General features: G+C 72.4%; 23 protein-coding genes and 1 pseudogene. 7 read left to right on the forward strand and 17 right to left on the reverse strand.

Annotated features, from left to right (window positions below; translation table 11 throughout):
• Positions 1–385: 385 nt before the first annotated feature.
• Complete coding sequence (moeZ, locus tag FZC61_RS09695) at positions 386–1,594, reverse strand: adenylyltransferase/sulfurtransferase MoeZ (RefSeq protein WP_148613977.1); 1,209 nt, start codon at positions 1,592–1,594, stop codon at positions 386–388.
• A gap of 138 nt (positions 1,595–1,732) precedes the next feature.
• On the opposite strand from moeZ, the gene FZC61_RS09700 reads away from it, so the two are divergent.
• The 4 genes from FZC61_RS09700 (at position 1,733) to FZC61_RS09715 (ending at position 4,373) form a co-directional block, all read left to right on the forward strand.
• On the forward strand, positions 1,733–2,365 hold the full coding sequence (locus FZC61_RS09700; RefSeq protein WP_148613978.1) for a TetR/AcrR family transcriptional regulator: 633 nt from the start codon (positions 1,733–1,735) through the stop codon (positions 2,363–2,365).
• A gap of 51 nt (positions 2,366–2,416) precedes the next feature.
• Positions 2,417–2,638, forward strand: a complete 222-nt coding sequence (locus FZC61_RS09705; protein WP_148613979.1) for a DUF3107 domain-containing protein — start codon at positions 2,417–2,419, stop codon at positions 2,636–2,638.
• Between the two features lie 261 nt (positions 2,639–2,899).
• Positions 2,900–3,121: a DUF3107 domain-containing protein gene (locus FZC61_RS09710; RefSeq protein ID WP_148613980.1), complete on the forward strand. Its 222-nt coding sequence runs from the start codon at positions 2,900–2,902 to the stop codon at positions 3,119–3,121.
• A gap of 19 nt (positions 3,122–3,140) precedes the next feature.
• The gene (locus FZC61_RS09715) at positions 3,141–4,373 is read left to right on the forward strand and encodes an FkbM family methyltransferase (RefSeq protein ID WP_148613981.1); all 1,233 of its coding nucleotides are present in this window, start codon (positions 3,141–3,143) and stop codon (positions 4,371–4,373) included.
• Positions 4,374–4,383: 10 nt separating this feature from the next.
• Here the strand turns inward: FZC61_RS09715 and FZC61_RS09720 are convergent, their stop codons facing one another.
• The gene (locus tag FZC61_RS09720; protein WP_148613982.1) at positions 4,384–5,088 is read right to left on the reverse strand and encodes a ferritin-like fold-containing protein; all 705 of its coding nucleotides are present in this window, start codon (positions 5,086–5,088) and stop codon (positions 4,384–4,386) included.
• A gap of 173 nt (positions 5,089–5,261) precedes the next feature.
• On the opposite strand from FZC61_RS09720, the gene FZC61_RS09725 reads away from it, so the two are divergent.
• On the forward strand, positions 5,262–6,869 hold the full coding sequence (locus tag FZC61_RS09725; RefSeq protein WP_425465815.1) for a DEAD/DEAH box helicase: 1,608 nt from the start codon (positions 5,262–5,264) through the stop codon (positions 6,867–6,869).
• A 65-nt stretch (positions 6,870–6,934) separates the two neighbouring features.
• Here the strand turns inward: FZC61_RS09725 and FZC61_RS09730 are convergent, their stop codons facing one another.
• The 3 genes from FZC61_RS09730 to FZC61_RS09740 are packed head-to-tail and all read right to left on the reverse strand — an operon-like array spanning position 6,935 to position 8,924.
• Positions 6,935–7,348, reverse strand: a complete 414-nt coding sequence (locus FZC61_RS09730) for a hypothetical protein (protein ID WP_148613983.1) — start codon at positions 7,346–7,348, stop codon at positions 6,935–6,937.
• Positions 7,349–7,393: 45 nt separating this feature from the next.
• A complete protein-coding gene (locus FZC61_RS09735; protein WP_148613984.1) occupies positions 7,394–8,134 on the reverse strand; it encodes a L,D-transpeptidase in 741 nt (246 codons plus the stop codon).
• Positions 8,135–8,141: 7 nt separating this feature from the next.
• Positions 8,142–8,924 carry a ParA family protein gene (locus FZC61_RS09740; RefSeq protein ID WP_148614402.1) on the reverse strand — a complete coding sequence of 261 codons (783 nt, stop codon included), beginning with the start codon at positions 8,922–8,924 and terminating at the stop codon, positions 8,142–8,144.
• A 93-nt stretch (positions 8,925–9,017) separates the two neighbouring features.
• Here FZC61_RS09740 and FZC61_RS09745 point away from each other — a divergent pair.
• Positions 9,018–9,524: pseudogene (locus FZC61_RS09745) on the forward strand (SDR family NAD(P)-dependent oxidoreductase); the annotation flags it as partial.
• A gap of 318 nt (positions 9,525–9,842) precedes the next feature.
• Here FZC61_RS09745 and FZC61_RS09750 read toward each other — a convergent pair.
• The 12 genes from FZC61_RS09750 to FZC61_RS09800 form a co-directional block, all read right to left on the reverse strand.
• On the reverse strand, positions 9,843–10,460 hold the full coding sequence (locus FZC61_RS09750; RefSeq protein WP_148613985.1) for a MarC family protein: 618 nt from the start codon (positions 10,458–10,460) through the stop codon (positions 9,843–9,845).
• Positions 10,457–11,320: a PHP domain-containing protein gene (locus tag FZC61_RS09755; protein WP_148613986.1), complete on the reverse strand. Its 864-nt coding sequence runs from the start codon at positions 11,318–11,320 to the stop codon at positions 10,457–10,459. The genes FZC61_RS09750 and FZC61_RS09755 overlap by 4 nt, the downstream gene beginning before the upstream one ends.
• 131 nt (positions 11,321–11,451) lie before the next feature.
• Entirely contained in the window at positions 11,452–12,087 is a 636-nt protein-coding gene (locus FZC61_RS09760; RefSeq protein ID WP_148613987.1) for a DUF6758 family protein, read from the reverse strand.
• 32 nt (positions 12,088–12,119) lie between these two features.
• Entirely contained in the window at positions 12,120–12,689 is a 570-nt protein-coding gene (locus tag FZC61_RS09765) for a histidine phosphatase family protein (RefSeq protein ID WP_148613988.1), read from the reverse strand.
• 2 nt (positions 12,690–12,691) lie between these two features.
• The gene (locus tag FZC61_RS09770; RefSeq protein WP_148613989.1) at positions 12,692–14,650 is read right to left on the reverse strand and encodes a CASTOR/POLLUX-related putative ion channel; all 1,959 of its coding nucleotides are present in this window, start codon (positions 14,648–14,650) and stop codon (positions 12,692–12,694) included.
• 49 nt (positions 14,651–14,699) lie between these two features.
• Complete coding sequence (locus tag FZC61_RS09775; RefSeq protein ID WP_148613990.1) at positions 14,700–15,233, reverse strand: MaoC family dehydratase; 534 nt, start codon at positions 15,231–15,233, stop codon at positions 14,700–14,702.
• A gap of 91 nt (positions 15,234–15,324) precedes the next feature.
• A complete protein-coding gene (locus FZC61_RS23045; protein WP_170286053.1) occupies positions 15,325–15,501 on the reverse strand; it encodes a DUF5302 domain-containing protein in 177 nt (58 codons plus the stop codon).
• Positions 15,502–15,596: 95 nt separating this feature from the next.
• A complete protein-coding gene (locus FZC61_RS09780; protein ID WP_148613991.1) occupies positions 15,597–16,787 on the reverse strand; it encodes a glycosyltransferase family 2 protein in 1,191 nt (396 codons plus the stop codon).
• Positions 16,788–16,797: 10 nt separating this feature from the next.
• On the reverse strand, positions 16,798–17,853 hold the full coding sequence (locus FZC61_RS09785) for a hypothetical protein (protein ID WP_148613992.1): 1,056 nt from the start codon (positions 17,851–17,853) through the stop codon (positions 16,798–16,800).
• Complete coding sequence (locus FZC61_RS09790; protein WP_148613993.1) at positions 17,850–18,941, reverse strand: DUF2332 domain-containing protein; 1,092 nt, start codon at positions 18,939–18,941, stop codon at positions 17,850–17,852. Before FZC61_RS09790 ends, FZC61_RS09785 begins: the two co-directional genes overlap by 4 nt.
• 97 nt (positions 18,942–19,038) lie before the next feature.
• A complete protein-coding gene (locus tag FZC61_RS09795; protein ID WP_148613994.1) occupies positions 19,039–20,235 on the reverse strand; it encodes an acyl-CoA dehydrogenase family protein in 1,197 nt (398 codons plus the stop codon).
• 74 nt (positions 20,236–20,309) lie between these two features.
• Complete coding sequence (locus FZC61_RS09800) at positions 20,310–21,524, reverse strand: hypothetical protein (RefSeq protein ID WP_148613995.1); 1,215 nt, start codon at positions 21,522–21,524, stop codon at positions 20,310–20,312.
• 63 nt (positions 21,525–21,587) lie between these two features.
• Between FZC61_RS09800 and FZC61_RS09805 the strand changes: the two genes are divergently transcribed.
• Positions 21,588–22,619, forward strand: coding sequence for an endonuclease/exonuclease/phosphatase family protein (locus FZC61_RS09805; RefSeq protein WP_148613996.1), 1,032 nt, complete (start codon positions 21,588–21,590; stop codon positions 22,617–22,619).
• Positions 22,620–24,165: the final 1,546 nt, after the last annotated feature.

Raw genomic sequence — 24,165 nt, forward strand, 5'->3', positions numbered from 1 at the left:
CCCGCAGGGCCAGACCGGCGGCAGCGCTACCAGGCGGTGCGGGGCGGCGGCGCGAGGCCACCGGCCTCGGTCCGACCGCCGGGCGCCCGGGCCACCGACCGAGTCGACCCGACGGCGCACGTCGAGGGCGGTGGCCCACCGCGCCGGCCCGACCCCGCAGGGCCAGACCGGCGGCAGCGCTACCAGGCGGTGCGGGGCGGCGGCGCGAGGCCACCGGCCTCGGTCCGACCGCCGGGCGCCCGGGCCACCGACCGAGTCGACCCGACGGCGCACGTCGAGGGCGGTGGCCCGCCGCGCCGGCCCGACCCCGCAGGGCCAGACCGGCGGCAGCGCTACCAGGCGGTGCGGGGCGGCGGCGCGAGGCCACCGGCCTCGACCCGACGACTCAGTACGACGGCTGGGACGGGTCGACCTGGTTGACCCAGGCCACCACGCCACCGCCGACGTGGACGGCGTCGTCGTAGCCGGCACCCTTGACGATGGCCAGGGTCTCGGCGGAGCGGACGCCGGACTTGCAGTGCATGACGACCTGCGTGCCGGAGTCGACCGGCGGGAGCTTCTCGAGGGCGGAGCCGTTGAGGAAGTCGCCCTTGGGGATCAGCACCGAGCCGGGGATCCGGTTGATCTCGAACTCGTTGGGCTCGCGCACGTCGACCAGGACGAAGTCGCGGCTGCCCTCCTCGCGCTCCTTGAGCATGTGCTCGAGGGTCGTGACCGAGATCGTCGAGCCGGCGGCGGCGTCGGCGGCCTCCTCGGAGATCGCACCGCAGAAGGCGTCGTAGTCGATGAGCCCGGTGACGGTGGGGTGGTCGCCGCACAGCGCGCAGCCGGGGTCCTTGCGGACCTTGAGCTTGCGCCACTCCAGCTCGAGGGCGTCGTAGATGACGAGCTTGCCGACGGCGGGATCACCGATGCCGGTGAGGACCTTGATGGCCTCGTTGACCTGGATGGAGCCGATGCTGGCGCACAGCACGCCGAGCACGCCGCCCTCGGCGCAGCTGGGGACCATGCCCGGCGGCGGGGGCTCGGGGTACAGGCAGCGGTAGCACGGGGCCTCGGGTCCGGAGTGCGGCCAGAAGACCGACGCCTGGCCGTCGAAGCGGTAGATCGAGCCCCACACGTAGGGGATCTTCAGGAAGTACGCCGCGTCGTTGACCATGTAGCGGGTCGCGAAGTTGTCGGTGCCGTCGACGATGAGGTCGTAGCCCTCGAAGACCTGCATCACGTTGTCGTTGTCGAGGCGCTCCTCGTGCAGCACGACGGTGACGTAGGGGTTGGCCTCGAGGATGGACTCCTTGGCCGAGACCGCCTTGGACTTCCCGATGTCGGACTGCGTGTGGATGATCTGGCGCTGCAGGTTGGACTCGTCGACCTCGTCGAACTCGGCGATGCCGAGGGTGCCGACGCCGGCCGCCGCGAGGTAGAGCAGGGCGGGGCTGCCGAGGCCCCCGGCCCCGATCACCAGCACCTTGGCGTTCTTGAGCCGCTTCTGCCCGATCATCCCGACGTCGGGGATGATCAGGTGGCGGCTGTAGCGGCGTACCTCGTCGATGGTCAGCTCGGCGGCCGGCTCGACCAGCGCGGGAAGGCTCACGGGTGTACTCCTCTGATGGTGGTGCGGTCCTGACGGGTCAGCTGCTGGAACGCTCCTCGTGACCCTCATTGTTCCCACGTGGGCCCGGTGGGTGGCGTGGCACGTCCCGTCATCCGGACCCGCGGGTAAGGTTCCGACGTGGCCACGACACCCCCCGACCTCGACACCGCGCGTCCGCGCGGCGGTCGCCTCCCCCGCCGGGAGCGGCGGGCGCAGCTCCTGGAGTCGGCGCTCGAGGTGTTCGTCCACAACGGCTACCACGCCGCCGCCATGGACGACATCGCCGAGCGGGCCGGTGTCTCCAAGCCCGTGCTCTACCAGCACTTCCCCGGCAAGCTCGAGCTCTACCTCGCCCTGCTCGACAGCTCGTGCGACGCGGTCATCGAGAACTGCCGCATCGCCTTGAGCTCGACCCACGACAACAAGCAGCGCGTGGGCGCGGCCATGGAGGCGTTCTTCGACTACGTCGGCAGCGAGACCGGGGCGTTCCGGCTGGTCTTCGAGTCCGACCTGACCAACGAGCCCGCGGTCCGTGCTCACGTCGAGCGGGTCACGAGCGAGTGCGCCGCGATGATCGCCGACGTCATCCACGACGACACCGGCCTGCCCGCCCCGGCCTCGCGCCTGCTGGCGGTCTCCCTCGTGGGGATGTCCCAGGTCAGTGCGCGGTTCTGGTTGTCCGAGGCCGGCGGTCTCGACCGCGACCAGGCCGTGGCGCTCGTCTCGGGCCTGGCCTGGCGCGGCATCCGCGGCTACCCCCTCACCGACTAGCACCCTCCCCCACCCGCACCGCTCGAGCAGCACACCTGAAGGAGACCGGCCGTGGAGGTCAAGATCGGCATCCAGCACAGCCCCCGCGAGCTGGTCGTGGAGACCGGCGAGAGCGCCGAGTCGGTCGAGAAGCTCCTGGCCGACGCCGTCGCCGCCGGCGGGGTGCTCTCCCTCAGCGACACCAAGGGTCGGCGGGTCGTCGTCCCCGCCGCCAAGATCGCCTACCTCGAGATCGGCACCAACACCGTCGGGACCGTCGGCTTCCGCAGCTGAGCGTCGACCCGGCTGGTCCCGGGCCCCGGCGCGGGCCCGGCTCCGGACCCGGGCCACCGCGTGCGTCGCCGAGTACTGCTCGACTCCGGGCTCGGCAGCACCTGTCGCGTGTCCTGCCCCGCGCGCCCGGGTGACGCCGAGCCGTCGTCGGTCCGTCCCACCGTGCCGGCGGCCACCCCCTCACCACCCGGTGACCACCGCTGTGCCAACCTGCACAGACACCCCCCGCACACACGACCGCACGACAGAAGGAGTCCTCCCATGGAGGTCAAGATCGGTGTCCAGCACTCACCCCGTGAGCTCGTCGTCGACACCGACGACACGCCGGAGGCAGTCGAGAAGCTCGTCGCCGAGGCCGTCGCGGGCGAGGGCGTCGTCACGCTGACCGACACCAAGGGCCGCAAGGTCATCGTGCCGGCCGCCAAGATCGCCTACGTCGAGATCGGCGGCGGCGTCGTCGGCACGGTCGGCTTCCGCAGCTGATCCCGCGCGGCTCGAGCGGATGAGGCGCCCCGACCCCGCCTGGCCTGCCGCGGCCCTGAGGGACGCGACCGCGCCGCTGGCCGGGCGGGTGACGGCCCCGGTCACCTTCCACCGGGCGTGGGTCCACCGTGGACGGGTCGTGGTCCTCGACTACCTGGTCCACGGCGCCCCGGTGGCCTTCGACCTCGGCCCCGACGACGAACCCACCCGCTGGCGGGTCGAGCTCCTCAGCCGCTGCCAGGTCGACACCCCCGTCCTGGCCCGCCTGGGACTGGAACGGGTCGGTCCACGGCGCTTCCTGGTGGACTCCGTCGGCTCGGGCAGCTCCGATGAGCTCCCCCGAGCCCTCGTCGACACCTGCGTCGCGGTGCTCGACCGGCTGGCCGCGCTCGGACCGGTCGAGCAGACACGACGCCTGCTCGAATCACTCGCGCCGACCGAGCGGGCCGTGGTCGTCGACGTCGGCGCCAACCCCTTGGAGCTGCCCGCCTACACGCGCCTGCTCGGCCTCGACCAGTGCCGGGTGATCGGGTTCGAGCCGCAGCCCGAGGCGTACGCCGCCCTGCAGGGGCGTGACCCGGCCCGCGAGGTCTACCTCCCGCACGCCCTCGGCCGCCCCGGACCACGCGGGCTCCACGTGTTCCGCAGCAGCGGCTTCACGTCGACCTTCGCCATCGACGAGACGACGATCGACCTCGTCGGCGACCCGCAGTGGCGCGTGGGGACCGAGCTGCGCGAGACCCTCACCGTCGACCTCACTGCGCTCGACGACGTACCGGACCTGCCGGCGTTCGACCTGCTCAAGATCGACGTGCAGGGCGGTGAGCTCGACGTCTTCCGCCACGGCCGTCGCCGCCTCGCCACGGCGCTGTGCGTCGTCCCCGAGGTCAGCTTCTTCCCGCTCTACCGCGACGCACCCACCTTCGCCGACGTGCACCAGGAGCTGCTGGCGCAGGGCTTCCACCTGCACAAGTTCCTGTTCCAGAAGTCCGTGCACCTGCACGGCTCGCAGTCGACCACCACCGGGGTCCGCGCCCACCACAGCCAGCTCGTCGACGGCGATGCCGTCTACCTGCGCGACCTGCGCACGATGCCGTCGTGGCCGCTGGAGCAGGTCAAGACCCTGGTCCTGCTGGCGACCTACGTCTTCGACAGCCCCGACCTCGCGGTCCGGGCACTCGACGAGCTCGTGGCCCGCGGCGCCGTCGCCGACGACCTGCCCGCGTCGTACGCCGCGTCGAGCTACGTCTAGCGCTCGGCGACTAGCTGTCGAGTCCGAGCTCGGCCATCCGGGCCGCGTGCCGCTCGGTGAGCCGGGTGAACATCCGCCCCAGGGCCGCCAGGTCGAGTCCGGGACGGTCGACGCCACCGGTGAGCAGCGCGGTCAGCGAGTCGCGGTCGGCCGCGACCCGTTGGGCCTGGGTGAGGGCCTCGCCCATCAGCCGGCGACCCCACAGCGCCAGGCGCCCCCCGACCTTGGGGTCGGCAGCGATGACCGCGCGGACCCGGTCGACGACGAACACGGCGTGCCCGCCGTCCTCGTCCATCGACGTGACGACCAGGTCGCGGGTGACGGGGTCGAGGAAGGCTGCGATCTCGCGGTAGAAGTCGTCGGCGAGACCGTCGCCGACGAACGCCTTGACCAGGCCCTCGGGCCAGTCCGCGGGCGCGGTGTGACGGTGGAACTCGTCGATCGCGCGGCCGAACGGCGCCATGGCCTCGTAGGGGTCTCCGCCCAGCTCGACGATCCGCTGGTGCAGCGGCGCGACCTTGCCGAGCTCGGTGGCAGCCATCGTCGCCAGCGCCATCTTGTCCTGCATGGTGGGGGCGAGCTTGGCGTCCTCGGCGAGCCGCTCGAAGGCGGTGACCTCGCCGTACGAGATGACCCCGAGCAGGTCGATCACGGCCGCCAGGTAGCCGGGGTCCTCACCGGCGACACCCGGGTCGATCTCGCCAGATTCAGCCATGGTCGAACCCTACCGATAGACTCGGGCCACGAGCAGGGCGACGCACGCCGTCACCCGCTCCCGTATGTGCGCGGTTGACGCACCCTCTGCTCTCGTGAGTCGGCCGCACGATGCGCCTGCCTGCGCCGTCGCGCCGGGCTCCGACTCCCCGACCTCATCGAAAGCAGAACCCTGTGACCAGCGATACCAGCGAGACCAGCGAGACACCCCAGGCCCCCGAGCTCGACGACGAGACCGGTGCCAACGAGACCCGCGAGGCCCGCGAGGTCGTCAGCTTCCGCGACCTCGGCGTGCACGCCGAGATCTGCGACGCCCTCGAGCGTCACGGCATCGTCCACCCCTTCGCCATCCAGGAGATGACCCTGTCGGTCGCCCTGATGGGCACCGACCTCATCGGCCAGGCCCGCACCGGCACCGGCAAGACCCTCGCGTTCGGCATCCCCGTCCTGCAGCGCAGCGTGTCACCCAAGGACCCCGACTACGCCGACCTGCCCCAGGGCAAGCCGCAGGCCCTCATCGTCGCCCCGACCCGTGAGCTCGCGCTGCAGGTCTCCAGCGACCTCACCATCGCCAGTGCCGACCGCGGCCTGCGCGTGCTGACCGTCTACGGCGGCGTCGGCTACGACGGCCAGCTCGACGCGCTCGTCGAGGGCGTCGACATCGTCGTCGGCACGCCCGGTCGGCTCATCGACCTGGCCAACCGCAAGGCCCTCGACCTGTCGCACGTGCACGCCCTCGTGCTCGACGAGGCCGACGAGATGCTCGACCTGGGCTTCCTGCCCGACGTGGAGCGGATCCTGCGCATGACCCCCGAGACCCGGCAGACGATGCTGTTCTCGGCCACCATGCCGGCCGCCATCGTCGCGCTCGCACGCACCCACATGCGCCACCCGATGAACATCCGCGCCGAGTCGTCGTACGACACCACGATGGTGCCCGCGACCGCGCAGTTCATCTACCTGGCCCACGACCTCGACAAGCCCGAGATCATCGGTCGGGTCCTGCAGGCCGAGGACGCCGACAAGATCATCGTCTTCACCCGCACCAAGCGGCAGTCGCAGCGCATCGCCGACGACCTCGCCGAGCGTGGCTTCAGCGCCTCGCCGCTGCACGGTGACATGGCTCAGGTCGCGCGCGAGAAGGCGCTCACCAAGTTCCGCGAGAACAAGATCCGCGTGCTGGTCGCCACCGACGTCGCCGCCCGCGGCATCGACGTCGCCGGTGTCTCCCACGTCATCAACTACACCTGCCCCGAGGACGACAAGACCTACGTCCACCGCATCGGGCGCACCGGTCGCGCCGGGGCCACCGGCACCGCGATCACCTTCGTCGACTGGGCCGACGTGCACCGCTGGAAGATGATCAACAAGGCGCTCGACCTGCCGTTCGACGAGCCCCAGGAGACCTACTCGACCTCCGAGCACCTCTACCACGACCAAGGCATCGCCCCGGGCACCAAGGGCCGCATCGTCGACGCCGCGCCGGTCGAGCGCAAGCCGCGTGAGGACCGCGACGGCGGGCGTGGGGGCCGGGGCGGTCGTGACGGCGACCGCGACCGCAAGCCGCGCGAGCGTGGCGAGCGCAGCCGCACCCGGACGCGTGCCGGGTCGGGCGCGGGCTCGGGTGACGGCGAGGCCGTCGCCGCGGCCGCGACCACCGAGCCGGGCACCGCCGAGAAGCCGGCCGGCTCGGGCAACCGCAACCGCCGGCGTCGTCGCCGTTCGGGTGCTGGCGCCTCCGGTGGGGACGCCGCCGCCACGGCCCCGTCCCACGACGCCTGACCCCACCACTCTTCCGCAGGGACCGCGCCACGGCGCGGTCCCTGTGCTCGTACGCCGGCGCCGCGCTACTCGACGGTCAGGGCGGTGCACGCCGACGTCGCGCCGCACACGAGGTACTCGCCGGGTACCACGCCGTTCGGTACCTGCAGACGGATCGTCGGCGCCACGCCAGGCGGTCCGTACATCGGCTTCGGGTGCGGGGCGGGAAGGCCGTCGGTCACGTCTTCCCACCCTGCGGGATCGCCGCCGGCGTCGGTGTTGAGGTAGAGGACCCGACACTGCGCCGGGTCGGTGGAGACCAGGAAGCCGTCCAGCGGTCCCGTCGTCGAGTCACGGACGCTGAGGACGAAGGTGTCACCAGGACCCACGTCGGAGGGGTCGACCCTCAGAGACTCACTGCTGGATGTCGGGTAGCTGAACTCGTCGCAGGCCGTTGTCGCCTCGTCCTGACTGTCGCACCCCGTGACGAACGACGTCACGACGAGCAGCAGGGCGACCGTGTGGAGGGGGTGGTGCACGCGCGGTCACACCACGACGACGGTGGCGCCGAGCGGGGCGAAGGCCCACAGCGCCTTGGCGTCGGCCGTGGCCTGACGGATGCAGCCGTGGGACTGCGGGGTGCCGAGGTCGCTCTTGGACTGCACGCGCTCGCCGTCGTCGACGGGGATGGTGTGGAAGCCGATCGCGGCACCGGAGGGTCCCTGAGTGAAGCGGACGAACCACTTCATCGTCCCGGAGTCGTCGATGCCGATGGCGTCCTCGGACCGGGAGTAGACCTGGTAGGTGCCGGGGTCGAGGTTGTCGGTGAGGCTGCCCGAGACGAGGTAGGTGCGCTTGATCTTGCCGGCCTCGCCCACCAGCCAGACCCGTTGCAGGCTCTCGCTGAAGACGACGCGCTTGCCCTCACCCGAGTCGGCGGGAAGCGCCACGTCGGCCTGGTAGGCCTGCTCGGCCTCGTCGGCCGGCTCGACGCCCGTGTCGTCGGTGGGCGTCCGGGTGGGCTGCTCGGTGGGCGCCTCGGCGAGCGGGTCGCTCGACGCGCTCGACTCGCTCGACACAGAGGCGTCGGCACGGTCGACGACCTGGGAGAGGTCGGCAGCGACCACGGCGTCGGGGTCGTCGCGCACCTCGTCGGCGGCCGACGGCAGCACCCCGACACCACCGAGCAACGCCACGGCGGTGGTCACCAGGGAGACCCCGAGCACGGCCACCCGCCCGTAGCGGGTCTGGTAGGTGGGCGGCGGGGTCGCGCGGTGCCGGCTCATCGCAGGCTCACCGCGCCGCTCGGGTGACGAGGTTCTGGGCGACCTCGCGGTAGGCCGCGGCGCCCTTGCTGGCGCGGCTGGTGGCCAGGATCGAGCGTCCGGCCGCGGGGGCCTCGGCGAACTTGATCGTCTTGGGGATCGGCGGCTCGACGACCTCGAGGTCGTAGGTCTCCGAGATCGTCTCCAGCACCGTGCGGGCGTGGGTGGTGCGTCCGTCGTAGAGGGTCGGCAGCACGCCCCACACGGCGAGGTCGCGGTTGGTGAAGCGGCGTACGTCGTGGACGGTGTCGAGCAGCTGGCCGACACCACGGTGGGACAGCGTCTCGCACTGCAGCGGGATCAGGACGCCGTCGGCGGCGGTCAGCGCCGCCACGGTGAGCACGCCGAGCGAGGGCGGACAGTCGAGCAGGACCCAGTCGTAGTGGACGTCCTTGGCCGCGAGGTCCTCGAGCACCGAGCGCAGGACGTGCTCGCGCCCGGTGCGCGTCAGCAGGTCGGCCTCGGCGCGGGCCAGCTCGATCGTGGCGGGCAGCAGCGAGACACCGTCGTCGGTCTCGACGATGACCTCGGTCGGGTCGAGGCCCTTGGTGAGCACGTGGTGGACCGAGAGCTCGAGGTCCTCGGGGTCGATGCCGAGCGAGAAGGTGAGGCACGCCTGGGGGTCGAGGTCGACCAGGAGCACGGAGTGACCGAGCTCGGCCAGCGCCGCACCGATCGAGGCGACGCTGGTCGTCTTGGCCACGCCACCCTTCTGGTTGGCGATCGCGAGGGTCGTGCTCTTGGGGCTCATCGAGGGCCATTGTGCCCGACCGGCGTACGACGACCTCGTAGGGACACGGCAGGCGGGGCGGCGTGCTGCGGGATCGGGTGCTTGGATCGCTGCATGCCCACGTCCCTGGTCACCGGCGCCACCGCCGGCATCGGTCACTCCTTCGCCGTCCACCTGGCCCGCCGCGGCCACGACCTGGTGCTGGTCGCGCGCGACGGCGCCCGCCTCGAGGAGGTCGCCGCCACCCTGCGCGCCGACCACGGGGTCCAGGTCGAGACCCTGGTGGCCGACCTCGTCGAGAAGGACCAGGTCGCCCTGGTCGAGCAGCGGCTGCGCGACGCCGACCGGCCGATCGACCTGCTGGTCAACAACGCCGGGTTCGGCCTGAAAAAGCGGTTCCTCGACAACCCGGTCGAGGACGAGGTCGCGATGCTCGACGTCCTGGTCACCGCCGTGCTGCGGCTCAGCCACGCCGCCCTCGGCCCGATGACCGAGCGCGGCAGCGGCGGCGTCATCAACGTCTCCAGCGTCGCGGCCTTCCTCCCCCGCGGCACCTACGCCGCCGCCAAGGCCTGGGTCAACAGCTTCAGCGAGTGGGCGGCCAACGAGTACCGCGGGCAGGGCGTCACCGTCATGTCGTTGTGCCCGGGGTTCACCAAGACCGAGTTCCACGAGCGCATGGAGGTCACGCGCGGCGACAGCTTCATGTGGCTCGACGTCGACTTCCTCGTCGACAAGGCGCTCAAGGACTTCGACAAGGGGCGGGTCTTCTCGATCCCCGGCGCGCAGTACAAGGCGGTCGTCGGGCTGACCCGGCTCGTGCCGTCGCGGGCGCTGCAGAGGCTGCAGTCGCTCGGCCCCATTCACCCGCCCACCGATAGTCGTGGACGTTCTGCACGCGTGCAGAACGTCCACGACTATCGGGGTGGGGGATCTAGGTCAGCCCTCGCCGGCGATGAACGCACGGACGGCGTCGGCGACCAGCTGGACGGCGATCGCCGAGAGCAGCAGGCCGGCGATGCGGGTGACCAGCAGGACGCCGCTCTCGCGGATGACCTTGAGGATCGGCAGCGAGAAGCGCATGGCGGCCCACAGGCTGAGGTGCACCCCGACGATGCCGAGCGCCACGGCGACGAACGTGGCGGCGCTGTCGACGTCCTGGACGAACAGCATGGTCGCGACGATCGCACCGGGACCGGCCAGCAACGGGGTGCCGAGGGGCACGAGGGCGACGTTGGTGCCGGCGGCGGCGGTCGGCTCCTTCTCGTTGCCGGTCAGCAGCTCGAGGGCGACGAGCAGCAGCAGCAGGCCGCCCGCGCACTGCAGCGCGGGCAGCGAGATGTGCAGGTAGGACAGGATCTGCTGGCCGAAGAACGCGAAGACCGTGATCACCAGGAACGAGACCGCGACGGCCTGCCAGGCCGCGCGCCGGGCCGCGGCCGGCGAGCGTCCGCTGGTCAGCGACAAGAAGATCGGCACGGTGCCGACCGGGTCCATGATCACGAAGAGGGTCACGAACACCTCGACGAGCAGGACGGTGTCGAGCACCGAGCTCATGGCGCGACGACCTCGGGCGTGGTGCGGCCGGAGGCGGCCGCCGCCGCAGCGGCGCGGTCCAGGAGGCGCTCGTACTGGTCGACCGCGGTGGTGTTGACCCCCAGGCCGTGGTCGACCTTGCCGAGGCCGTGGTGGTCGCTGGAGCCGGTGGCGACCAGGTCGAGGTCGCGGGCGATGCCCCGCAGCTCGGACCGTGCGGCGTCGTCGTGGTCCTGGTGGTCGACCTCGATGCCGGCCAGGCCGAGCCGGGCCAGCCGCTCGAGCTCGGTGGCCGGCAGCGAGTCACGACGGCCGCGACCCCACGGGTGGGCGATGACCGCCACGCCGCCGGCCTGGCCGACCAGGGTGATCGCGGTGGCCAGCGGGGCGGCGTACCGGTCGACGTAGGCCGGGCGGCCGGGGTTGAGGTAGCGCGCGAAGGCCTCGTCGCGCGAGGCGACCACGCCCTTGCGCACGAGCGCGTCGGCGACGTGGGGGCGGCCGGGCACCTCGGCCGCGATGTCGTCGGGCGTGAGGTCGATGCCGAGGCGCTGCAGCGCGGCGATGATGGCGGGCGCGCGCGAGCCGCGGCCGTCGAGCACCTGCGCCAGCTCGGCGGCGAGCCCGGGGTGGGTCGGGTCGGGCAGGTAGGCCAGCAGGTGCACGCCGCGACCGCGCAGGCTGGTGCTGATCTCCATGCCCCGCACCAGCGTGACGCCGACCTCCTGCGCGGCGAGCGCGGCCTCGTCCCAGCCGCCGGCGGTGTCGTGGTCGGTCAGGGCGAGGACGTCGAGACCGGCCGCCCGTGCCGCGTGGACCAGCTCGGTCGGGGTCTGCGTGCCGTCGCTGACGACCGAGTGGGTGTGGAGGTCGATGCGCACCGACCAACTCTAGTGAGACCCCCGCCGCCCTTCCGATTCCGTGCTCCCGTGAGTGAGCGCACACTCACCCGTCGCGTCCACGCGACGGCTCGCTGAGATTTTTGGTCGACCCGTCGCGTCTACGCGACGGGTCACCAGGCGGGGGCCGGACCTCCGAAGGGGAGCTCGACGAGGTGGGGGCCGGACTGGGAGGCGTCGCGCAGGATCCAGTCGTCGCGCAGCAGCAGCATCGCCGAGGCCGGTCGCAGGACCAGCCACAGCCACCGGCCGGCCGCCTCGCCCACGACCACGGAGCGGTCCCACTCGTCGCAGGCCGCGCTGGTCGAGATCGGCCACAGGGGCACGACCTGGCGCTCGATGCGGACCCGCACGCTCGGTGGGCCGTCGCCGATGTCGGGCCCGGGGTCGCCGTGGACGGTGCCGGCCACCCGGGCCCCGAGACCGGTCCCGGCCTCCTCGGCGATCGCGATCACGTCGACCGGGCCGTCGAGCGCGCTCGGACCCGAGGTGCAGGTCATCGTGGCGCGGGCCCGCTCGGGGTCGGCGCCGACCGCCGCGAAGTCGCTGACGCTCCAGCCCGGGCTCAACGGCCACGGCAGGTAGGTCGGCATCGAGGCCGAGCGGCGCAGGTGGTCGGCGAAGGCCTCGTAGGTCACCTCCGCGGGTCGCCACAGGGGCTCGATCACCCCGTGCTCGACGCAGACCCAGCCGGCCTCGGTCTCGGCGACCGGCGCGGCGCAGCGGGGACATCCGACCCTGAGCGACATGACTCCTACCGTCGCGGTGGCACCGGGGTCCGTCAAGAGTTCCAGCGCAGGACGACCGGCCGCTCGCGCTCCGAGCCCAGCACCGACACGGTCGCGGTGTCGAGGCGGAACAGCCGCCCTTCCGAGACCGGGAGCCCGAGCCAGCGCGCGGCGAGCACGCGCAGGGAGTGACCGTGGGCGAAGGCGAGGACGGGGCCGTCGGCGCGGCGCGCCCGGTCGACCACGCGGTCCAGACGCTCCCCCACCTGCGCGGCGGTCTCACCGCCGGGGCACGGGTCGGTCCAGATGCTCCACCCGGGCACGCTCTCGCGGATCTCGTCGGTCGTGATGCCCTCGTAGTCGCCGTAGCCCCACTCGGTGAGGTCGTCGTCGACGATCGCGTCGGCAAACCCCGCCAGCTCCGCCGTACGACGGGCGCGCAGCCGCGGGCTGGTCAGCACCAGCACCGGGTCGAGGTCGGCGAGCCGGCCGGCGAGGGCGCGGGCGTCGTCCTCGCCCTCGGGCAGCAGCGGCAGGTCGGTGGCCGAGGTGTGGCGCCCGGAACGACTCCACTCCGTCGGGCCGTGGCGGACGATCCAGAGCTCGGCGGGTTGCTCAGACACCCTCAGCAGTCTGCCAGCACGACCACGCGGTCCCCCGCCCCCACGTCGAGCACGGTCGACTTGTCGGGGTTGACGACGACGTCCTGGCCGGTCTTGAAGCCGATCGCGGTCTCGCCGCGGCGGCTGGCCCCGGCGACGACCGTGGCCCAGACGACCTGGCCCGGGCGAACGTAGAGGTCGGCCGGTCGCAGGTAGACCTCGGCGCCCTCGTCGCCGAGGAGCTGGTCGAAGACCGCCTCGAGCCGCTGGTCCTCCGACAGCTGGGTGACGAGCAGGCTGATGATCTCGCCGCTGACGACGACGTCGTCGACGTGGGCGACCTGGGCGAGCACCCGGTTGCGGTCGTCGAGCATCTCGCTGACGACCGGGGTCGCGACGCCGAGCCGGCCGAGGATGTCGCGCACGTGCAGCAGGGTGACGAGGGTCTTGGCGTCGGCGGCCTGCTGCCCGAGGTGCTCGGAGTAGCACAGCACCATCACCTGGTCGAGGTCGGCCGTCACGTGGCGGTCGAGGGTGGCGCGGTCGGTGGTGGGCCCGGCCTCGACGGTGACGGCCAGGCGCTCGAGCCGCGGCAGCTCGGCGGCGACGTGGTCGTCGTAGGCCGTGAGCACGGTGAGCGTCGAGCCCGCCGGCGCGTACTTGTCGAGCTCGCGCAGCACGATCGGCGCCCGCTCGTTCCAGCCGATCAACAGGGCCTGGGTGGGCTCGGGCTCGACCTCGACCGCCGTGCCGAGCGCGCCGAGGTCGGGGCGGGCCGACGAGCGCGCGGCGCCGAGGCCCTCGTCGTCCTCGGCGACCAGCACCAGCGTGCGCGCTCCGACGAGCGTGTCGGGCGGCGGGTTGAGCACCGGACCGCCCGCACCGTCGGGGTCGACGAAGCCGATGACCGTCGCCTCCTCGAAGGCCAGCTGGGCCTGGGCGTAGGTCTGGTCGGCCAGGTCGTGCTCGTCGAGGAAGTAGATCTCGTCGCCGTCGTAGTCGAACAGCTCGATGTAGACCGCGGCGGCCCCCGACTGCCGCGACGTCTGCACGAGCAGCTTGGCCACGGTCTCGCGGATGTCGAGCAGAACCGTGCGGTCGGTGCCGACCAGGCGGGCGGCCTCGAGGTTGGAGGGATTGCGGATCTCGGCCACGATGCGCGGCCCCGCCCCCGCGTCGCCCTCGCCCTCGGTGTGGGTCAGGGCAAGCAGCGACTTGATGACCTCGCTGTCGGGGTCCTCGGAGTCGGGGGCCAGCAGGATGACCGAGCGGGCGGTGGTGTGGCTGCTCAGGCGCAGGTCGTCGATGTCCATCGGCGACCCGGAGCGGCAGATGACGCGGGTGCCGCGCAGGTCGGGCACCTTGGCGCGGATCTCGTCCTCCATCTCCACCTTGTCGCGCGGCGCGAGCACCACGACGACCGGCTTGCGCCGGCTCTCGTTGGCGATCGTCAGCTCGCTGATGATGGTGAAGATCGAGTCCGACCAGCCGAGGATGACGGTGTGGTCGGCCTCGATCACCACCGAGCGGCCGCGGCGCAGCTCGGCGAGCTTCTCGTCGATGCCGGCGGCGATCACACCGATCAGGGCGCTGACGATGAACAGGCCCGCCAGGGTGAGGACCAGCATCGTGAGCAGGAACTGCCAGGATCCCGTGTCGCCGCCGACGAAGCCGGCGTCGAGGGCGTGGTTGAGGCTGTAGAACAGTTCCTTCCAGAACCCCTGGTCGGCCCCCTTGCCGCGCAGCCCGGTGACGGTGGTGATCACCGCGAACACCACGATCAGCACGAGGGTGATCGCGCCCAGCCAGGCGACCAGCGCGGGCGTGCCGCGCGACATCGAGTTGTCGAAGCCGTAGCGCAGGCGGTCGCGCAGCCGGGACGACGGCCGGCTGGCCTGCTGACCCGGCTTGGCCTGGGCCGCGGCCCGGGTGGCGACTGCCTTGGTCGTGCGTTTCCTCAGCTCCTGCGCGGTTCGGGCCATGCGCGCATCGTCGCGGACTCGGACCGACCCCCGCCGGAGAACCCGGAAACTACGTCGCGGCCGGTCCAGGCCAGTTCTTGTCCGGCTGCGGCACCGGACGCCCGGGCTGCTCGCCACCACGCTGCTCGAGGTAGCTGTTCTTGGGCACCATCACCTTGCGGCGGAAGATGCACACGACCTTGCCGTCCTGGTTGTAGCCGATGGTCTCGACGTGGACGACGCCGCGGTCGTCCTTGCTCTTGCTCTCGGTCTTGTCGAGCACGGTCGTCTCGCCGTAGAGCGTGTCGCCGTGGAAGGTCGGCGCGACGTGGCGCAGCGACTCGACCTCGAGGTTGGCGATGGCCTTGCCCGAGATGTCGGCGACCGACATGCCCAGCAGGATCGAGTAGACGTAGTTGCCGACCACGACGTTCTTGCCGAACTGCGTGGTCTCCCCCGCGTAGTTGACGTCGAGGTGGAGCGGGTGGTGGTTCATCGTCAGCAGGCAGAAGAGGTGGTCGTCGTACTCGGTGACCGTCTTGCCGGGCCAGTGCTTGTAGGTCGCACCGACCTCGAACTCCTCGTAGCTACGACCGAACTGCACGACTGTCTCCTTCGTCTGGGGTACGACGCAGCAGTCTGGCAGGGGGGATCGACACCCGGCGCGGAGGTCCGGGGTCCGGTCGCGCTCCTCGTCAGGCCCCGCCGCCGCCCGCCTTGCGGCGGTGCACCTTGGGTCCGCCGGCGGCGACCTCGGAGCCGTGGGCCTTCTCGTGGACAGGACCGTCCTGGTGGACGCCCCTCTCCTTGCGGTTCTTGCGATCGAGCGCCTCGCGCATCTTGGCCTTCAGGTCCTCGTTCGAGTCGGTCATGTCGTCCACCATCGCAGCCGCAGGGCCCCACGTCGACCGGGTTGCGCTCCGGGTCGGGCTGCGGGTCGCGCTCCGGGTCAGGGAGCAGGCAGGGGTCAGGACGGCCCCGACCGCTTGCGCCTGCGCGGGCGCAGGACGCCCGGGCGCGACGTGCCGGGCGCCGCCTCGGCGCCCGCCCGGGCCCGGTCGCTGTCGCTGCTGCCGGTGACGGCGACCTTGGCCGCGACCTCCTCGAGCACGGTGGCCGCCCGACCGGCCGGGACCCCGGTCACCGACAGGGCGGCACGCAGGACGTCGTAGCCGCCCTCCGGGTGGTCGAGGTCGAGCGAGGTGCGCGGCTGGGTCGCGGCCGCCTCGAGCAGCGCGGAGAAGGCCGTGAGGTCGGCGGCGGGCGGGGTCTCGGGGACGTGACCACCGGCGTCCGGCCGGACCTCCCGCAACAGACCCAGGTCGTCGAGGGTGTCGAAGTCCTCCATGGTCGTCAGCTCGTAGACGCGGCGGAGGTAGCGGGCACGCACGGCGTCGTCGAGGTCCATCGCGGCCAGGGTCCGCAACGCGTTGACCACCGGGATCCGGCTCGTGCGGTAGACGGCGCGGGACCCCGAGCCCGCCAGGGTCATGAACTTGCGGACGAACTCCTCGGCCGTCGCCGAGTCGTAGTGCAGCACCGCGAGCCCGGGGGTGCGGACGGTCTTGGTGAAGGTGCCGTCGCCGCGCTTGACCGTGTGCAGGCCGATGCGGTGGTCGGTGCCGACGCGGACCCCGACCTTGCCCCGGACGTGACCGTGGAAGTAGGCCTTGTTGCTGGGCGACTCGACCAGCCCGAGCACCGAGAGCAGCACGAGCTCACGGCGCTCGAGGAGTCGCTTGAAGTGGGTGACCTCGCCCTCGGGCCAGGTCACGCGCGACACGGCCTCCAGCGGCTCCATCCGGAACGACGGCTGGTCGGCGGGCAGGGCGGAGACGATCGCGCGGTCGACGAGCGCGACCTCGTCACCGTCGACGTGCACCAGCCACTCGGCCCAGTCGAAGGGGGCCAGCAGGACCCGGGCCAGGTTGGCGTTGGCGCGCTGGCGGATGTTGAGGTCGCCGGGCCGCTCGGGCCACCACGTGCCACCGGTGCGCACGTGGGTCACGGCCGGGTGCTGGTCGAGCACGCCCTCGGCCTCGGGTCCGGTCTCCTCGGTGAACACCACCAGGTGGTCGATGCCGTTGGCCAGGTTGCGGGAGACGAAACGGCGGACGTTGTCCGCTGTGTCCTTGACGGTGCTGACCGCGACGATCATGGCCCTGACCCTACGCACCACCCGCGCGCCGGCGCGCCCGGCGTACCGCGTCCAGCGCGGCGTCGGCGGCCGCCAGGGCGTCGGGCACCACGACGTCGGGGTCGGCCCAGGCGGCGGGGTCGAGCGGGACCGTCGCGAGCTCGGCGAGGTCGCCGACGACGTCGATGCCGGACGCGCGCACCCAGGCGGTCCACCGCTCGGTCAGCGCACCGACCCACGGCTCGTGGCGGGGGTCCAGGCGCACCTTCGCCGAGGTCGTGGCGCTGCGCGGCGAGAGCCCGCGGCTGACGACGACGTCGCGGACCGCGGCGTGCAGCGGCCCACCGCGCCGCGCGGCCCCGCCCAGCCGCTCGTTGAGGGCGCGCAGGAACTGCGCCTCCGCCAAGCCGACCGAGTCGTTGGTCCGCACCGCCTCGAGCGGCGCCCACGCCGCGTCGACCCGCGCCACCGCGAGGAAGCGGGTCCACAGCAGCGTCCGGTCCCCGCCCTCGGGCGGCAGCGTGACGAGGTGGACCCTCGCCGGGTCGCCGACCGCGCCCGCCCAGCGCCCGAGCACCGTGTCGAGCGCGAAGCCGCGCAGGACCTTGAGCCCACCCGTGCGCGCCCGCTCGAGGAATTTGGCGAAGGGCTCGGACCCACCGTGCTTGAGGTTCTCGAGCCAGGCCGACACCAGCGCACGACCGAGGTCGCGTGCGGTGTAGACGACGTGCACCTCGGCCGCGCCGTCGCCGCCGAGCTCACGCACCGCGCGCGCGGCGGCGGCGTCGTCGGCGCGCACGAAGGCCTCGTCGCTGATCCAGGTCGTCCCCGGGTGGGCCCGGGTCGCCTCGACCAGGCGGTCCCACCGGCCGTCGGTGTAGGCACGACCGCGGTGCAGCCGGATGCCGGTGAGGTCGAGCGCCGCGCGGAACATCAAGGTGGCCGGGCCGTCCTCGCTGCTCCCCTGCGGCACCAGGACGCCGTGCGCGAGCAGGGTGTCGTGGTTGCGCTGCATCCGGCTCTGCACGTAGGTCGTGCCGGACTTGGGTGCGCCGACGTGCAGGACGACCCGCGGCAGCGCTGTCACCCGGCCGTCCCGTCGACCCAGTCGACCGGCACCCCGTGCCCGCGCGAGCGCGCCAGGAAGCGGGTCTCGCCGCCGGGCCACGTGCGCAGGACGAGCCAGAACGCGTGGTCGTCGTCGCGCCGGCGCCGGCGCGGCTCGAGGGACAGGTGGGCCAGGGGCGCCCCGGGCGTGGCCTGCGCGCCGACGTCGTCGAGGCGCGCGAGCACGCGCTCCTGCTCGTCGCGGTCGAGGTACTGCCACATCACGCTGTGCCACAGGACCGTGACGGTCCCCTCGACCGGCGCGAGGCCGTCGACCAGGTCGCCGGCGCCCTGGGTGCGCACGGTCACCGGGGTCTCGGCCGCGAGGCGCAGCGCACCGCGCAGGCGTTCGTGTCGCGCGGTCATGTCGGGCCAGACGTACGCCGTCAGCGCGAGCCGGCCCGCGGTCGTGGTGACGTCGACCGGCCTGACGTCGCTGCCGGTGCGCTCGACCACGGTCGGCCAGACGGCGGGCCGGCCGTCGGTGCCGTCGGTCCAGGGCCCGGGGCCGGTCCACGCACCGTCAAGACGCACCGGCGACGCCTCGTCACCGTGGACGCGGCCGTGCTCGTCGACGTAGCAGAAGCGGTCGGCGAGCAGGTTGAGCCCGCCCGACGAGCCGATCTCGACCAGGCGCACCGGCAGCCCGGTAGCGCGCGTGACCTCGAGGAGGCCCGCGGTCAGCGCCGCGGACCGGCCGACCTCGTTGGTCTGCGGTGGCCGGTCCAGCCACTCGCGCACAGCGTCGGGCTCGTCGGCCACGAGGCCGACGAACGCCGCCCAGCAGCCCTCGGGCTCCCAGGTGCCGCCCACGCTCGGGTAGTAGGCCGCCAGTGCCCCCGCCCGACGCTCCAGCACCAGCCGGTGCACCGAGCCCGCCAGCCGCAGCGCGAGCCCCGAGGGCCCCGACGCGTCCTCGTACCCGGCCAGCACCCGTGTGAACGGCGCTGCGGCCCTGCCACCGGCCGCGACGGCGTCGGCCACGCGACCCAGCAGGTCGGCGTACATCGGCGAGCCGAGGGCGGCGCAGGCCTGCGCCTGGGCACGCAAGGCTGCCTCCAGGTCCATGGGCCACACCCTGCCAGCAGGACCCTGCCGACCACACGTCGGTCGAGGAGGTTCTGCTGGCGCGAGCTCCTCGACCGACGTGTGGTGGCGTCAGGCGTCAGCCCTTGAGCTTGTAGTCCTTCAGGAGCGAGCGACCGATGATCATCTTCTGGATGTCGGCGGTGCCCTCACCGATGAGCATGAAGGCGGCCTCGCGGTAGAGGCGCTCGATCTCGTACTCCTTGGAGTAGCCGTAGCCACCGTGGATCCGGAAGGAGTCCTGGACGACCTCGTTGCAGTACTCGGCGGCGAGGAACTTGGCCATGCCGGCCTCGACGTCGTTGCGCTCGCCCTTGTCCTTGATGCGCGCGGACTTGACCATCATCGCGTGGGCGGCCTCGACCTTGGTGGCCATCTCGGCCAGGCGGAACAAGATGGCCTGGTGCTCGGCGATCGGCTTGCCGAAGGTCTCGCGGGTCTGGGCGTAGGCGATGGCGAGCTCGAAGGCGCGGTTGGCGATGCCGCAGGCGCGGGCCGCGACGTTGACGCGGCCGACCTCGACGCCGTCCATCATCTGGTAGAAGCCCTTGCCGGGCACCCCGCCCAGGACCTGGTCGGCCGAGACCCGGTGGCCCTCGAGGACCATCTCGGTGGTGTCGACGCCCTTGTAGCCCATCTTGTCGATCTTGCCCGGGATGGTCAGGCCGGGAGCGGTCTCGCCGAAGCCGGCCTCCTTCTCGAGCAGGAAGGTCGTCATGTTCTTGTAGACGCTGTCGGAGCCCTCGTCGGACTTGACCAGGCAGGCGACCAGAGTGGAGGAGCCACCGTTGGTCAGCCACATCTTCTGGCCGTCGATGACGTAGTCGTCGCCGTCCTTGACGGCCTTGGTCCTGATCGCCGCAACGTCGGAGCCCAGGCCGGGCTCGGACATCGAGAACGCGCCACGGACCTCGCCGGTGGCCATCCGGGGCAGGTATCTCTTCTTCTGCTCCTCGGTGCCGTGCTGCATGAGCATGTAGGCCACGATGAAGTGGGTGTTGATGACGCCCGAGACGCTCATCCAGCCGCGGGCGATCTCCTCGACGCACAGCGCGTAGGTGAGCAGCGACTCGCCCAGCCCGTCGTACTCCTCGGGGATCATCAGCCCGAAGATGCCGAGCTCCTTGAGGCCGTCGACGATCTCCTGGGGGTACTCGTCGGCGTGCTCGAGCTCCGTGGCGACCGGGAGGATCTTCTCCTCGGTGAACTGACGGACCGCCTTCAGGATCTGGATCTGGTCTTCGTTCAGGCCTTCGGTCTCGCAGAGGCGACCCATGATGAGTCCTTTCGAGTGGGGTACGGCGGGCTGTTACTGGTCGGTAAGTCTGAGGGATACGGTAGAGCGGCGGATCATCCCGACCGTGCGGGCGGACGGTGAGATACGTCACCGGTGATCGCGATACCGACGACGGTAGCGACCTTCGCGACCGCAGGGGTCACCCCGTCCGGCAGCGGATGGCGCAGCTCGGCGGGCAGGTCGAGCCCGAGGTCGTCGCACAGCGCCACCGCTCCGGCGTGCAGGGCGACCGCGGCGCGCATCACCTCCGCGGGCGGCGGCGCGAGCGCCGTGTCGCCCGGGTCGAGCGGCATCGCCGGGTCGACGGTGGTCGGCAGGTCGGAGGGCTCGCCGACCAGGGTCGCGACCCTGGCGACCGCCTCGAGCGTGCGGGCGTTGAGGTCGGCGGCGAACGCCGCGGTCGCCTCGTCGAGCCGAGGACGGGTCTGCTCACCGCGCAGCGGCAGCAGGTGGTCGTGGGTGAGCCGGCGCACGACCTTGCGGTAGGACCGCGGCGCGGCACGGTAGACGTCGGCGGCGTTGACCAGGCGCATCAGCTCGCAGGACCCGTAGCCGAGCTGCGGGTTGTCGAACGCGGCGGGCTCGGTCAGCGCGGCATCGAGGTCGAGGAGCGCGCAGAACCTCTCCCACAGCAGCGTCCGCGGGACGCCGGGACCACGGGGCACCGTGATGGCCCTCAGCGAGCCCGGGGTCGTGACGCCCGACCAGACCTCGAGCATCCGCGGCACGTCCTGGGTACGACGGAACGCCTTCGCCCCCGGTTGCCGGGGGCGCTCGCGGGCCGTGCGCGCCTGCCGGGCGAACTGCGGCCACGACAGCTGCGCACCGTTGCGGGTCAGGCTCTGCCACTGCGAGGGCAGCGCCGGGCCGGCGTCACGGACCGTCAGCACCACCTGCAGGTCGAGACCCTCGGCGCTGTGGCGCACGAGGTCGGCGCCGTGCGGCTCGGCGAAGCTCAGGAACTCCATCGACACCACCACGCCGCGGGAGGCGCCGGCCGCCGCGCGGCGCCGTGCCTCGTCGAGCAGCTCCTGCCACAGCGGGGCGTCCGCGAGGGTGCCGACCGGGCGCCGGGACGACCCCACCGCCGCGCCACCGACCCCCATCAGCTGGCGGGTCGCCTGGACGACGCGGCGCTGGTCGGGGACCCACCACCCGGCGTCCTGGAGCATCCGGCGGTGGTCGTGCACCAGGTTCTGGACGTAGGTCGTCCCCGTCTTCATCGCGCCGACGTGCAACAGCAGCTGGGGCCGCGCCTTCGTGTCCATCGGCGTCCACTCAACCACGTCGTGCGCCGTACCGGCACGGCTGGTTGGCCTTACCCTGACGAGGTGGACGGCCCCGGAGCACAGGAGCGACCCCACGCGGTCACGGCGACGACGGGGGTCCTGGTGGCCCTGCTGATCCTGGTCGTCGTGGTGCTGGCGGTGATGGGTGACGTCTCGGGCTCCCCGTCGGCGGGCCTTCAGCCCACCGGCGTCCCGCCGGGCACGACTCCCCCGGCGGTCCCCGACCAGCAGCCGCCGATCGCGCCCGCCCCGGCGGCCGGCGGGGGTCAGGCCCCCGCACCCGGACCCGGGTCGACCCCGGTGTGCGTGTCCGACCAGGACGAGGCCCGCCTGCGGGTCCTGGTCTTCAACATCAAGGCCGGGCAGCTGGCCGGCGGCATGGCACCGATCGCCCGGCTCGTCGCGTCGTCGGGGGCCGACGTCGCGCTGCTGCAGGAGGTGGACCGGGGCACCGCACGCACGGGTCGCGTCGACCAGCCGAGCGTCCTGGGCGACCAGCTGCAGATGGCCTGGGGCTTCGGTCGCAACATCGGGCTCGCCGGCGGGTCCTACGGCACCGCGATCCTGTCGCGCTACCCGCTGAAGGACCTGACCAACGTCGCCCTGCCCAACATCGCGGGGCAGGAGCAGCGCGGCCTGCTCCACGCGACGATCGTGGTCGACGGCATCCCGGTCAGCCTCTACAACACCCACCTCGAGGCCGGTCGGGTGCCCGGGCTGCGCCAGGCACAGGTGCGCCGGATCACCGCGATCGTCAGGGCCGACCCGAGAGCCGTGATCCTGGGTGGCGACTTCAACGCCGGCCCGACGACGCCCGAGATCGGCACCGTCCGCTCCGTGCTGACCGACACCTGGGCCGAGGTGGGGTCCGGCCCGGGCGACACCGTGCCCGCAGGTGCTCCACGCAACCGGATCGACTACGCGTTCCACAGCTCGGGCACGGTCGTCGCGGTCAGCTCGACGGTGCTGCAGGCCCGTCTGTCGGACCACCGGGCGGTGCTGTCGGACTACGTCCTGCGAAGCGACGCGACGAGGACCTGCGTCGACCTCCCGCCGCCGCTGACGACGCCCTGACCGGGTCCGGACCGCCGCCCTCCTCGTCGTCGTCGCTGCGACCACGCAGGAGGTGCAGGGCACCCAGCGCGAGAGCCCCGAGGAGCCCCAGCACCAGCAGCCCCCCGCCGGCCTTCGAGCCGGGGGTGGCGTAGGACAGCTCGAGCACACCGGACCTGCCCCGGGGCAGCTCCATGCTGAGGAGCCCGGTCTGGGTGCGGCGTACGGGGATCTCGCGACCGTCGAGCCGGGCCGACCAGCCCTCCCAGCCGAGCATGGCGAACACGACCGTGCCTCCGGAGCCCGTGCTGGTGAAGTCGACCCGCTCGGCGGTCAGGCCGGTGGTCTCGGCCGAGGCGACCTCGGCGGAGCCGGGCACCACGCTGAGCCGTGAGTCGGGCCAGGGCAGCTCCGCGTCGCGGGTGTAGACCAGGACGTCGGCGTTTTCGACCGCGGTGGTCCAGCCCGCGGGCGGCACGATGCCCTGGGCCAGGCGCGGCTGGACGACGACGGTCTGCAGCTTCATCTGGTCGGCCAGCGACGGCAGGCCGTTGTTGCGGGCGGGCCACACCTGCTGGTAGCCGCAGCGACGGCTCAGCCCGTCGTACTCCATGCAGAAGCGGTTGCCGAAGTCGCGCAGGCCCAGGCCGGTGTAGTTGTTGACCGCCTCGACGCCGGCGACCTGGTACATCGAGCCGGGCAGGTAGAACTGCCACAGCCGCTCGAGCTCGTCGACGCGTCCGGCGTTCTGCAGCGGCTTGAGGTCGGCGAACTGCATCACCCGGCCCTCGTAGCCGGCGAACTGCGACTGCAGGGCCGACACGTCGCTGGGGACGTGCCACACCCTCGAGCTCTGGTTCTCGCCGAAGGAGACGTTCTGCAGGCCCAGCGTGGCGCCCGTGCCCGCGACCAGGACCAGCGCCAGCACGGTCATCGAGGCCCGGCGCGCCAGGTGCAGCGCGAGCACCACCGCGGTCCCTCCCCCCACGAGCGCGAGACCCCCGACGAGACGCACGAGCGACTCGGGGTTCTGGGCCCAGGTGAGGAAACCGGTGAACAGCACCAGCGCACCGCTGGCGAGGAGGCGACGGCGCGCGTGGGTGCGCTCGAGCCCCTGGCTGAGCACGACGGCCAGGCCCAGGAGCAGCCCGAGCCAGCCGTACTCGATCAGGCGCAACGGCCAACGGAACAGCCACACCTTGGAGGGGCCGATGGTCGCCAGGAGGTAGCCGCCCGTGACCACGCCGATCGCTGCGAGCTCACGGGCCCGGCGCCGCAGGACACCCCAGCGCAGCCACGGCAGCAACGGCAGCACGAACCAGGCCAGGTAGGTGGCCGGCACCTTCATCGGCCCGGTGATCGCCGCCACGCCCGGCACGTAGCCCGGCGAGGACAGCCCGAACAGGTCGCCGAGCTCGGGGCGCATCTTGCCGCTGTTGAAGATGAAGTCGCCGCTGGAGCGCACGGCGAGGTCGGAGTTGGCCAGCAGCGGCAGGAAGACCAGCGGGACCACGGCCCCGATGCACAGGCCGGTCAGCACCAGGCGGCGTACGTCGACGCGCGAGCG

The sequence above is a fragment of the Nocardioides rubriscoriae genome (assembly GCF_008087085.1).
Lineage (GTDB): Bacteria > Actinomycetota > Actinomycetes > Propionibacteriales > Nocardioidaceae > Nocardioides > Nocardioides rubriscoriae.

Coding starts and splice junctions, on each gene's coding strand:
- FZC61_RS09770 (WP_148613989.1), bottom strand. CDS start 14,650: ATGGCCCGAACCGCGCAGGAGCTGAGGAAACGCACGACCAAGGCAGTC.
- FZC61_RS09740 (WP_148614402.1), bottom strand. CDS start 8,924: ATGAGCCCCAAGAGCACGACCCTCGCGATCGCCAACCAGAAGGGTGGC.
- FZC61_RS09790 (WP_148613993.1), bottom strand. CDS start 18,941: ATGGACCTGGAGGCAGCCTTGCGTGCCCAGGCGCAGGCCTGCGCCGCC.
- FZC61_RS09780 (WP_148613991.1), bottom strand. CDS start 16,787: ATGATCGTCGCGGTCAGCACCGTCAAGGACACAGCGGACAACGTCCGC.
- FZC61_RS09715 (WP_148613981.1), top strand. CDS start 3,141: ATGAGGCGCCCCGACCCCGCCTGGCCTGCCGCGGCCCTGAGGGACGCG.
- FZC61_RS09795 (WP_148613994.1), bottom strand. CDS start 20,235: ATGGGTCGCCTCTGCGAGACCGAAGGCCTGAACGAAGACCAGATCCAG.
- FZC61_RS09735 (WP_148613984.1), bottom strand. CDS start 8,134: ATGAGCCGGCACCGCGCGACCCCGCCGCCCACCTACCAGACCCGCTAC.
- FZC61_RS09800 (WP_148613995.1), bottom strand. CDS start 21,524: ATGGACACGAAGGCGCGGCCCCAGCTGCTGTTGCACGTCGGCGCGATG.
- FZC61_RS23045 (WP_170286053.1), bottom strand. CDS start 15,501: ATGACCGACTCGAACGAGGACCTGAAGGCCAAGATGCGCGAGGCGCTC.
- FZC61_RS09760 (WP_148613987.1), bottom strand. CDS start 12,087: ATGTCGCTCAGGGTCGGATGTCCCCGCTGCGCCGCGCCGGTCGCCGAG.
- FZC61_RS09710 (WP_148613980.1), top strand. CDS start 2,900: ATGGAGGTCAAGATCGGTGTCCAGCACTCACCCCGTGAGCTCGTCGTC.
- FZC61_RS09720 (WP_148613982.1), bottom strand. CDS start 5,088: ATGGCTGAATCTGGCGAGATCGACCCGGGTGTCGCCGGTGAGGACCCC.
- FZC61_RS09750 (WP_148613985.1), bottom strand. CDS start 10,460: ATGAGCTCGGTGCTCGACACCGTCCTGCTCGTCGAGGTGTTCGTGACC.